This window comes from Psychrobacillus sp. FSL K6-1415, from assembly GCF_038003185.1.
Taxonomy (GTDB): domain Bacteria; phylum Bacillota; class Bacilli; order Bacillales_A; family Planococcaceae; genus Psychrobacillus; species Psychrobacillus psychrodurans.
Genome location: NZ_JBBOOQ010000001.1, coordinates 2,594,288 through 2,606,037, shown reverse-complemented (window position 1 = coordinate 2,606,037; position 11,750 = coordinate 2,594,288). Strand labels below are relative to the sequence as shown.

Sequence of the window (11,750 nt, the reverse complement as noted above, 5' to 3'; positions counted from 1 at the left end):
CTGTGGACAATTGTTCTCAGGTAAGAAAGCTTATTTAGGGTGGACTTTACAAGTCCCTCTTTTTTTTTATACAATATAGCTTATATACTATTTTAGAAATATAAAACGAAATCAGGTGGGTTAGCATGGCTAAAGATCAAGTGAAGACGGCAGAAGATGTGTTTGAAACACTCTTTACTTATATGAATGAAGAACATGTGAACTTTGTGAAAAAAGCCTATGAGTTAGCAGAGCACGCGCATAGAGAACAATTCCGTAATTCGGGTGAACCATATATTCTACATCCTATTCAAGTAGCTGGTATTCTTGCTGACCTTCAAATGGATCCAGAAACCGTTGCTGCTGGTTTTTTACATGATGTCGTAGAAGATACAGAATATACCCGTGAAGATATAGTAGAGCAATTTAACGAAGAAGTGGCTTTATTAGTAGAGGGAGTTACTAAACTAGGTAAGATTAAGTACATGTCAAAAGAAGAACAACAAGCAGAAAATCATCGGAAAATGTTTATAGCAATGGCGCAGGACATACGAATTATACTCATTAAACTAGCAGATCGCCTACATAATATGCGCACATTGAAACATCTTCCAGAAGAAAAGCAACGTAGAATCTCCAATGAAACCTTAGAAATATTCGCACCACTTGCTCATCGACTTGGTATTTCTGCAGTGAAATGGGAGCTAGAAGATACTGCATTACGATACCTAAATCCTCAACAATATTATCGAATTGTTAATTTTATGAAGAAAAAACGTACAGAACGTGAATCCTATTTAAATAATGTTATGGAAGATATTCGCAAACAGTTAGTTGAAATGGAAGTTGACGCCGATATATCAGGTCGTCCAAAGCATATTTATAGTATTTATCGTAAAATGGTCGTACAGAATAAACAATTCAACGAAATTTATGATTTACTTGCGATGCGAATTATCGTGGATAGCATAAAAGATTGTTATGCCGTTCTAGGAGTTATTCATACGCTTTGGAAACCAATGCCTGGTCGTTTCAAAGATTATATAGCTATGCCTAAACAAAATTTATATCAATCATTGCATACTACTGTTATAGGTCCAAATGGTGAGCCTTTAGAAGTCCAAATCCGTACTGAAGAAATGCATAATATTGCAGAATTCGGTGTAGCTGCTCACTGGGCTTATAAAGAAGGTAAAAAAGTAGAAGCCGATAAAAAAACGGTTGACTCTCAGTTGAATTGGTTTAGAGAAATCTTAGAATATCAGCATGAATCTTCGAATGCGGAAGAGTTCATGGAGTCGTTAAAGTTTGATTTGTTTTCCGATATGGTATATGTTTTCACACCTAAAGGGGATGTTGTAGAACTTCCTGCTAGCTCAGTTCCAATAGACTTTGCTTACCGAGTGCATTCGGAGGTCGGTAACAAAACAATTGGTGCGAAAGTCAACGGTAAAATGGTTCCACTTGACACAAAACTAAAAACCGGTGATATTATCGAAGTATTGACTTCCAAACAATCATTTGGCCCTAGTAGAGATTGGATTAAAATAGCTCAATCATCCCAAGCGAAAAATAAGATCAAGCAATTCTTTAAGAAACAGTTGCGTGATGAGAATGTTATCAAAGGAAAAGAACAAGTAGAGAAAGAAATTAGATCCCAAGAGTTTGATCTAAAAGAAGTACTTACTCCAGAAAATATAAAACGCGTATGTGATAAATATGCTTTTGCAGGTGAGGAAGACTTATACGCAGCTGTAGGATTTAATGGTATTACCGCACAGCAAGTGGTTAATCGACTAGCTGAAAAAATGCGGAAAATCCGTGATCAGGAAGAAGCATTAGAGAAAATAACAACCGAAATGCAAACTCCTACGGTTAACAAAACAACAGAATCAGGAGTTATCGTTAAGGGAATTGAGAATATGCTCATCCGTTTATCGCGTTGCTGTAGCCCGGTTCCAGGAGATGATATAGTTGGATTTATAACAAAAGGTCGAGGAGTTTCAGTCCATCGTGCTGATTGTCCGAATGTACACAACGATGATACGAATTCCCGGATTATAGAAGTAGAATGGGTAAAACATGATTCTCCAACGAAAAAAGAGTATCAGGTTGACATTGAGGTTTCAGCATATGATCGATCAGGCTTATTGAATGAAGTTTTACAAGTGGTAAATGAATCTAAAACCAATATCGCTGCAGTGAGTGGAAAATCAGAAAATGATATTGCTATCATTCATTTAACTATTCTAATTTCAAATACAGCACACTTAAACAGGATAGCAGATCGAATAAAGCAATTGCCTGATATATATTCTGTTCAACGGATTATCAATTAATAAGTTTTTCTATGTTTTCAGTTAAAAGGAGTTAATTTTATATGAAGGTTTTGTTGCAACGATGCAAAAATGCTAGTGTGACCGTGGATGGACAAGTCACTGGAAAGATAGACAAAGGCTATTTATTATTAGTCGGTATTACTACAACTGATACCGAGAATGAACTAAATTACCTAGTAGAGAAAGTTGCAGGGTTACGCTTATTTGAGGACGCTGAAGGCAAAATGAATCACTCTATCGAAGAAGTTGGTGGGAGTATTTTATCGGTTTCTCAGTTTACTCTGTATGCTGATACGAAAAGAGGTAGAAGACCAAGCTTTACCGATGCAGCCAGACCAGAAATTGCAAAGCCTTTATGGGAACTTTTCAATGAAAAACTACAAGCAAAAGGTCTGCTAGTAGAAACAGGTGTATTTGGTTCTATGATGGACGTTACCTTTACGAACGATGGTCCAGTAACGATTATGTTAGAAGCTTGAAAAAGTTGTATAAATTACTCAAATTTGGAGTAATTTGTACAACTTTTTTTAATATGGAATAATCCTGTAAGTTTCTGCTATATATAGACGTTTTCCATAGGCTTTGAATAAAGTATTTTGGAAAAACTATCCATTTCACAAGTAAAAGCCATCCGACCGCAAGTAAATATAAAGTTAGAGCAAGTAAACTTTTCATGACCGCAAGTAAGCCGGAGATAGAAGCAAGTAAACAATAGGCGAGAGCAAGTAAAGATAAAATACAATCCAATGATAGTAGAAGAAAGTAGATTTTCTTTTACACTAGTGGAAATAAAGGGAAATAGTGAGTATTGGCACTATAAAGAAGTGAATAGCGGACGATATTGCACCTTCGGGGGCTAACTCTAGGAATGAAAAGTAGCTTTTCTCTAGTAATCAAACAGTGTAATAACTTGTTTCAAAAGTTGTAGAAGGAAGACGGTCAGACAAATTCAATAAGACTACCGAGAAAAAGAGCAGTTGGTCGTGATTTTAGTCACGACCAACTGCTCTAAAAAACATTTGGTTATTATATAGCGCCAAGTCTGTCCAGAGCAATTCGAAAACATTAATGGTTTTGAACTATAAAGACTGGGCGATTTTTGTACAGTCTTTCATATTATGTTAGAAGATTAGGAACATGGATTTTTAGTTAATTTAATCTAATTGAGCATTAAAGTAATTAATAATACCATTATAAATACCGTGTGTAGCTTGTTCTCGGTAGTTTTGAGTAGTCACATTCCTTTCTTCGGAAGGATTACTTAAATAACCTAATTCTATTAAAATAGCTTTCTGTTTATTTTCTCGGAGTACTAAATAATCCCCTGGTTGAGTTCCTCTATCCTTTAAAGAAATCATATTTCCAAGCCCATTATGGACATACTTAGCCAATTCTTTTTGGTAACCATGCATGTAGTAGGTCGTGAAACCTCTAACTGAACTATTATCAATTGCATCATAATGTAGGCTAATGAACGCATCAGCATCAACCTGGTGCCCAATTGATACTCGTTTGCGAAGATCTACATACTCGTCTGATTCTCTTGTCATAATTACATTGGCACCAGCGGCTTGCAATTTGGATGATAGTAATTCTGAAGTAATTAATGTGATATCTTTTTCATCTGTTCCAAGAGCACCAGTTGTCCCACGGTCATTCCCACCATGCCCAGGATCGATGACAATAGTTAGTCCTTTTAAAGTGCCTTTTTTACGAGCGTCATCCTTCTTATCCTGTTTTTCCAGCTTAGTTTTATCGCCTGATTGCTCAGTTTCATTTGAAGTGGTGGACGAAGCAGAAACTACCCAACTAGCAACATATGCAGCTTGTCCATCATCTAATATGATTTTATACCAATCTTCTACTTTTTCAGCTATTGGAAATGTAGTGCCAGCATCAGCTCTTGAAACTACATCGCTACTCGTTGTGCTATTAGAACGAAGGTTTGTTCCATTATAGAGAATGATGATGGTTTCATTTGTTTGGGTAGATGTTATTGATGAAGAACTAGTAGTAAATGTTCCATAGAAGCTGTACAACCATCCCTTTTCTCCGTTTTCTAGTTCTACTTGCACCCAATTATGATCGGAGTCAATAATTGAAAATTGATCACCCTTATTTACTAGTCCAATTTTTTTAGAAGTTAAATCAGCTTTTGAACGAACATTTAGTGCATCGACGGATACTTCAAATATATTTTCAGTAGTATTTGTATTTTTACTTACTGTTTGCTCAGTCAAAGTGATATACGATTCATTGATCCATCCTTTTCGACCTTGGAAATCTATTTCAATCCAATCTCCTTGAGATTTGTAAGCATCTGCAGAATCACCCTCTTGTAATTGGCCAATAACTGCTGAAGAAGTTGTAGGTTCGGTTCGAACGTTTAATTGATTTACTTTTGAAACAATCTGTTTGTTTGTTAACTCAAGAGATTCTGTTGTTGTGTACCAACTAGCTACCCAACCAGTAGAATTCCCAAAATTAACTTGTAGCCAATCTTTTTCTTTGCTAATTACGTCTAGTTTGTCATTTTTTGTAACAGCACCGATAATGTTGTATGTAAGACCGGGACCTGATCGGACTTTTAATGAATTAACATTTACAGTAACTTCATTCCCCTGTGCATCTACCTGCAAGTATGGTATTAGTAAACATACAGACAAAAAAATAATGGTTATTTTATGTATAATTTTAGCGTTCATTGAATCACTCCTATCTCTATTGTAAATAGTCTGATAAAAAAATTCTACCTTTTATTCAAAAGGGTTGACTTATTTGTCTTGCGTCATTAAGATAAAGTATAATCAAAAACTAAAACAAACCGATGACCGAAAAAGTAGCTGTTTAAAACGGATGACAAGAGAAGGAAAGACGTGGCTGAAATCTTTCCTACATACGCACTCAGTGAACAACATTCGAGAGGATTTTTGTCGAAAGGGATTTTTCTCTAGTAGGCAGAAACGGAACTGGTCGTTATCCAGAATTGAGAGGGTCAATATTTTTGACCAACTAGGGTGGAACCGCGGAAGCTTATATAAGCTCTCGTCCCTTGCTATTTATAGCAGGGGATGAGGGCTTTTTTATATGCAATGGAAAGGGGCAATTGCCATGGATATTAAAGTACCTAGAGGAACACAAGACATTTTGCCAACGGAAACTGGTAAATGGCAAGCTGTAGAAGAACTAATAAGAGAACAATGTCGTATGTATCAATACAAAGAGATTAGAACTCCTGTTTTTGAGCATACTGAATTATTTACTAGAAGTGTTGGAGACACTACAGATATAGTTCAAAAAGAAATGTATACATTCCAAGACAGAGGAAATCGTTCTCTCACGTTGCGACCAGAAGGCACTGCATCAGCGGTAAGAGCATTTGTAGAGCATAAAATGTTTGGTTACCCTGATCAACCTGTGAAGCTTTACTATATGGGACCAATGTTCCGATATGAACGTCAACAGGCAGGTCGATACCGTCAATTCGTTCAATTTGGTATTGAAGCAATAGGTAGTGCTGACCCAGCAATCGATGCGGAAGTTATCTCATTAGCAATGTCAGTCTATCAAAATGCAGGACTGAAAAAGCTTAAGCTTGTTATAAATTCGCTTGGAGATAAGGAAAGTCGAGTTTCTCATAAAACAGCTTTAGTTAGTCACTTTGAACCGCATATTGAAGAGTTTTGCTCGGATTGTCAAAATAGATTACAAAAAAATCCACTTCGTATTTTAGATTGCAAGGTAGATCGTAACCATCCGTTAATGGAAACAGCACCTTCCTTAGCAGATTTTTTAAATGAAGAATCAGCTGCTTACTTCGAAAAAGTAAAAGAATATTTAACAATATTAAATATTCCATTTGAGGTAGATCATAATCTAGTCCGTGGATTAGATTATTATAACCACACTGCTTTTGAAATTATGAGTGCTGCAGAAGGCTTTGGAGCAATCACAACGCTAGCAGGTGGAGGGAGATACAACGGGCTGGTAGAAGAGCTTGGTGGGCCAGATGCTCCTGGAATTGGATTTGCAATGAGTATTGAAAGACTATTGTTAGCTATTGAAGCAGAAAACAATGTCTGGTCTGATAAGTCGACATTAGATGTCTATGTAATTGGACTTGGTGAAGCAGCTAAGAAAAAAGCAGTTGAACTTACCTATCAACTTAGACAGGAAAAAATTACAGCAGAGATGGATTATTTAGATCGTAAAATGAAAACTCAAATGAAATCAGCCGATCGCCTAAAAGCAAAATTTGTATTAGTAATTGGCGATGACGAATTAGAAAAAGAAAGTGCTATGTTAAAGGAGTTAGCAACAGGTACTCAAAACTTAGTTCCATTTAGTTCATTAATAGATCAAATAAAGACGAGTTCAACACAGTTGGAGGCAGAGGAAAATGAGTAGAACACACACAAGTGGACAATTAAATGAACAGCAAATCGGTGAATCAATCCAATTAATCGGCTGGGTACAAAAACGTAGAGATTTAGGAGGATTAATATTTGTTGATGTACGTGATCGCACAGGGCTAGTTCAAGTAGTTTTCAACCCTGAAATTTCGGAATCAGCTATTCAAATAGCAGATAAATTACGAAATGAATACATCATAGAGGTAAAAGGTACAGTAGTTGCACGTGCAGCGAACCAAGTGAACAAAAATATATCATCTGGCGCGATTGAAGTACATGCTAGTGAAGCTCGTATTATTAACGAAGCTAAAAACCCGCCTTTTGCGATTGAAAACCAAACGGATGTAGGGGAAGATATTCGTTTAAAATATCGCTACCTAGATTTAAGAAGACCGGTAATGTATGATACATTCAAAATGCGTTCAGATATTACTAAAACAGTAAGACGTTTCTTAGATGATGAAGGATTTTTAGAAGTAGAAACTCCGATATTAACTAAATCTACACCTGAAGGAGCACGCGACTATTTAGTGCCAAGTCGTGTCCATGACGGAGAATTCTATGCACTTCCTCAATCTCCACAGTTGTTCAAGCAGCTTTTAATGGTTGGTGGATTTGAAAAATATTATCAAATAGCTCGATGCTTCCGTGATGAAGATTTACGTGCAGACCGTCAACCAGAATTTACTCAAATTGATATGGAAATGAGCTTCCTATCGATGGATGAAATTTTGGAAATGAATGAACGTATGATGAAAAAGGTTATGAAGGACGTTAAAGGCGTAGATGTCAACATTCCTTTCAACCGTATGAATTACGATGAGGCTATGAACCGCTTTGGGTCAGATAAGCCGGATGTTCGTTTCGGATTAGAACTTGTTGATCTTTCGGAAATTGTAAAAGACAGTTCATTTAAAGTTTTTGCTTCGGCTGTAGAATCTGGAGGACAAGTAAAAGCAATTAATGTTAAAGGAGCAGCAGCTAATTATTCTCGTAAGGATATTGATGCACTGGGGGAATTCGCTGGAGTTTATGGTGCTAAAGGACTTGCATGGTTGAAAGTAGATGAAGAAGGTTTAAAAGGACCGATAGCTAAGTTCTTCGAAGGCGAAGCAGCTACAAGCCTTATACAAACATTAGATGCATCAGATGGTGATTTATTATTATTTGTTGCTGACAAATCTTCTGTAGTGGCTGATACTTTAGGTGCATTACGCTTAAAACTTGGTAAAGAACTTGAGTTAATAGATGAATCACGCTTTGAATTCTTATGGGTAGTTAACTGGCCATTATTCGAATACGATGAAAAAGAAGGGCGTTATTACGCTGCTCATCATCCTTTCACAAGACCTTTTGATGAAGACCTTGCGTTAATGGATTCTGATCCAAGTAAAGTACGTGCGCAAGCATATGATTTAGTATTGAATGGTTATGAATTGGGTGGAGGATCTCTACGTATTTATTCTAGAGAAGTTCAAGAAAAAATGTTCGCGATACTTGGCTTTACTGATGAAGAAGCCAAAGCACAATTTGGTTTCCTTATGGAAGCATTTGAATATGGAACGCCTCCACATGGTGGTGTTGCATTCGGATTAGATAGATTAGTAATGCTTCTTTCTGGTAGTACGAATCTTCGTGATACGATTGCATTCCCAAAAACTGCAAGTGCTAGTGATTTATTAACTTCTGCACCTAGCCCAGTAGCAGAAGCTCAGTTAGATGAGTTGAGTTTGAGCTTGAAATTGAAAACGAAAACGAAGTAAATTTAGGAGGATTTGTCATGACAGTTGTCGTGATGAATCCTCTTTTAAAGAAAGTATATAAAATGTCCCGTAAAACTTGGTTCACGGGAATTGAATGAATGAATAATACTACTGATTTCCGTTTCAGCTGGGAGTCGCTATCTTCCATTTCAATCAATATAGAGTGTTGTTCTATACACCGAGATAGGGTAAAGCATATCCCTAAGATAATAAGAGTAATCAAAGTTAATCTAGTGATAAAACCGTCTGCACGATTAGTATTTCTTCTTTACTTATTTTAAGATAAAACATGTATATCTAGGTGGTTTTATATTCAATTATCCCATTATTTAAAGTGGACCTAGTTGATTGGAGCACAGAGTCCTGGACTGAGCGTAAGCAAAAGAAGCGGCTGAAGCTGTGCCCACGGAAAGCGTCCGCTCTTCGCTACAATCAATGTCGTATCCACGTTCTTGTTTTTAGAGGACTGGGAGTCTTTTTGCAAGGTTTTTTAAACTATCCAAATAATACTTAAGACGTTTACATATAATCTCAATAGTACATATTCTTTTATTAAAGAAAGGTAGAAGATACTGATTATTGAGAAGGCGTTATTATTTATTATCATACTAAGATTACTCTCAGGTAGTATCGAGTTATCTGCAGCAATGCTCATGATTAAATTTAATGATTTAGAAAAAGCTTTTTATATTAACTCTTTACTAGCTTTAGTAGGTCCTGTTGTTTTAATAGTCACAACTGGCATAGGTTTAACGGGTTTATCGGAAAAGATATCCTTAACAAGAATGGTTTGTTTATTCTCTGGAATATTACTCATTCTTTATAGTTTAAAATCAAATTGAATAATACAAAATGGACTGGTTAGCATTTAGCTTTCCAGTCCATTTTATTTACACCTTCTGATTTTGTCCCTCAATTTCCTCGACTTTAATAAGTTTCATCGCAAGGAAAAAGAGGACAATTCCAATTACTCCAGCAACGATATAACTAATATTAAGATAATTTTTCATGACTAGCGACATGATTGGTGGACCAGCCGCAACACCGATGAATCTGGCGGAACTATAAAAAGAAGAGATAGTTCCTCGCTCTTCTTTTTTTATATTTTCCGTAATAAGTGCATCTAGTACTGGTAACAAGGCACCAATTGCTATTCCCATCACACTTGTGATAGTTAACAAAAGAATTAGTTTTTCTTTTGTAAAGCCTATAAATACAACACTAATTGACATAGCAATTAAACAAATCATCGTCATTTTTTTCATTGCAGAAACGTTTCCTTTTATATTTCGGCCAGTTATATAAGAGGCAATACAGAGCATAAGTAGTGGAATAGCTAGAACAAAACCTTTTTTAATTCCTTTTATATCATGTGTTTTTTCCAACATTTCAGATAGGAAAAACAAAACACCGAATAATATGAGCATAACAAAAGCACCATTTATAAAAACAGTTAAAAGCCATTTTCCTTCTTTTTTAAATGTCTTTTTTGTATTACTCAAAAAGTCTTTCAATTTTGGAGGTTCATCTTTCTCCTTAGGTACTTTAACAAAGAAGAATATCATCACGATGGAAATTAAACTAAAAATCGAAATTGAAAAGAACGGTAAAAACCATAATACTGCAGCTAAAACAGATCCGAGAATCGGACTTAAAACTTTGCCGAAGGTGTTTGAGGTTTCAATAATGCCAAGACAAGAACTAGTTTTCTCATCATCATCCTTATATAAATCGCCGACAAGTGGCAATACTATTGGCATGGCACCAGCCGCACCTATTCCTTGAAGAATTCTTCCTATAATAATCCAAAAAAAGGGGTCGTCTATTTTCCAAGAAGCAAAACCAGCAATAATACCTCCGATGAGTGCCAGTATTAAACTTGGTAAAATGACAATTTTTCTTCCGAAACGATCAGAAAGGTAACCAGCTACTGGTATTAGAAAAATGGCTGCGATTGAATAACTGGTAATAATCATACTTGACTGGAACGAACTGATTCCTACCTTTTTTTCTAAAATAGGTAAAATTGGAATCAGCATGGAGTTACCAAGTGTCATGACCAGTGGGATAGAGGCCATACTAATAACGCACCATATACTTACATTGTCATTCTGATTATTATTTTTCATAATCTGCACACCTCAACTAATGTCTTTAAGGTATGTTCTCCCTGGTACCTTACAATATACGTTTCAATAAATTACTAAAAAAGAGCATTAAAAGCTTGGATGCCAAAATAGATACCAAAACCAATCATACATAAGGAAGAAATAAAAGAAATAGCTTTTAAAAGAGGGGTGGACAGTAAATTTCTTGAACTACTCGATAAGAAGGCCATTATAAAATCTACAAGCCCAATACCAACTAATATTGCTAGACTAATGATTATGGTTTCAATACCAGATATTTCACTACCACCACTTACCAAAATAGAACCATAAATACCTAACCAAAATAGAATTGTTAAAGGATTCAAAAAAGCCATTAACGAGCCAGCTAACATTGAGTGCCGAAATCGAACAATTTTTCGGAATTTAGGATCAATAGAAATATTATTTAAAGTCAATAAATTTTCAATCCCTGTATACATGAGCACAAAAAATCCGAAGCACCATAAAAATATTCGCATATATGGAGAATCGATAAATTGACCCACTCCAAAGTAAACCATCAGCATATATATTATGTCTGTTACTATAGCCCCGAGCCCGAAAAACCACGCATGGAAAAACCCATTTTTTATACCGGTATTTAGAAGTGTTGCTTTAACAGGTCCAATTGGCGCTGCTAAGGAAATACCTAACAAGAAATATGTACTTAAAGAATTCATTCATGTCCCCCATTTTTGTTATATGATGCATCATATTCATGAAGGACTAACCATACAACTTAAGAGGCTAAATATTATAAAGGAATGGTTAAACTGGAATAATTCTATGTACCTATTATTCAGAATAGTTAGTAAAGTTGGTATTAAAATGATTGAAGTTTCATCATTCATATGCTATTATACAAATAACACGAATCCTGATGTGTTCGCAATTTGCCAATCAGTTTTGACCGAACAATTATATCGTTGGGAGTCTAACTTTTATTATAAATGACATGCCTTTAATCGGGACGCCAGGATTAATAAAGAGGACACCCACCTGCTTCTTGCGGGTTCAAAACGATACGCTTTATTTGTCGGCACGATTGGGATTCGTATCATTTGTTAAATATCCTCTGGCGAATTTGCTAGAGGTTTTTTATTGGGA

At 35.8% G+C, this 11,750-nt stretch carries 8 protein-coding genes, 1 other RNA gene and 1 other annotated feature; of the genes, 6 read left to right on the top strand and 3 right to left on the bottom strand.

Going from position 1 to position 11,750, the window contains the following annotated elements; genetic code table 11:
- The first annotated feature begins 125 nt into the window (after positions 1–125).
- Positions 126–2,318, top strand: coding sequence for a RelA/SpoT family protein (locus tag MKY60_RS12325; protein WP_093496158.1), 2,193 nt, complete (start codon positions 126–128; stop codon positions 2,316–2,318).
- A 41-nt stretch (positions 2,319–2,359) separates the two neighbouring features.
- A complete protein-coding gene (dtd, locus tag MKY60_RS12320) occupies positions 2,360–2,797 on the top strand; it encodes a D-aminoacyl-tRNA deacylase (protein WP_093496157.1) in 438 nt (145 codons plus the stop codon).
- A gap of 675 nt (positions 2,798–3,472) precedes the next feature.
- Here dtd and MKY60_RS12315 read toward each other — a convergent pair.
- Positions 3,473–5,023, bottom strand: coding sequence for an SH3 domain-containing protein (locus MKY60_RS12315; RefSeq protein ID WP_340930007.1), 1,551 nt, complete (start codon positions 5,021–5,023; stop codon positions 3,473–3,475).
- Between the two features lie 113 nt (positions 5,024–5,136).
- Positions 5,137–5,374 (top strand) — a binding site (T-box leader).
- Between the two features lie 55 nt (positions 5,375–5,429).
- On the opposite strand from MKY60_RS12315, the gene hisS reads away from it, so the two are divergent.
- The 3 genes from hisS (at position 5,430) to MKY60_RS12300 (ending at position 9,335) form a co-directional block, all read left to right on the top strand.
- Entirely contained in the window at positions 5,430–6,725 is a 1,296-nt protein-coding gene (hisS, locus tag MKY60_RS12310) for a histidine--tRNA ligase (RefSeq protein WP_241597150.1), read from the top strand.
- Positions 6,718–8,493 carry an aspartate--tRNA ligase gene (gene aspS / locus MKY60_RS12305; RefSeq protein ID WP_241596600.1) on the top strand — a complete coding sequence of 592 codons (1,776 nt, stop codon included), beginning with the start codon at positions 6,718–6,720 and terminating at the stop codon, positions 8,491–8,493. The genes hisS and aspS overlap by 8 nt, the downstream gene beginning before the upstream one ends.
- A 569-nt stretch (positions 8,494–9,062) precedes the next feature.
- On the top strand, positions 9,063–9,335 hold the full coding sequence (locus MKY60_RS12300) for a YqhV family protein (RefSeq protein ID WP_340880866.1): 273 nt from the start codon (positions 9,063–9,065) through the stop codon (positions 9,333–9,335).
- Positions 9,336–9,383: 48 nt separating this feature from the next.
- Here the strand turns inward: MKY60_RS12300 and MKY60_RS12295 are convergent, their stop codons facing one another.
- Positions 9,384–10,622 (bottom strand): MFS transporter, encoded by a 1,239-nt coding sequence (locus MKY60_RS12295; RefSeq protein WP_241596594.1) that lies wholly within the window; start codon positions 10,620–10,622, stop codon positions 9,384–9,386.
- Positions 10,623–10,696: 74 nt separating this feature from the next.
- Positions 10,697–11,323 (bottom strand): LysE family transporter, encoded by a 627-nt coding sequence (locus MKY60_RS12290; protein ID WP_093496152.1) that lies wholly within the window; start codon positions 11,321–11,323, stop codon positions 10,697–10,699.
- 191 nt (positions 11,324–11,514) lie between these two features.
- Here MKY60_RS12290 and ssrS point away from each other — a divergent pair.
- A non-coding RNA gene (gene ssrS, locus MKY60_RS12285) (6S RNA) lies at positions 11,515–11,699 on the top strand.
- Positions 11,700–11,750 lie beyond the last annotated feature (51 nt).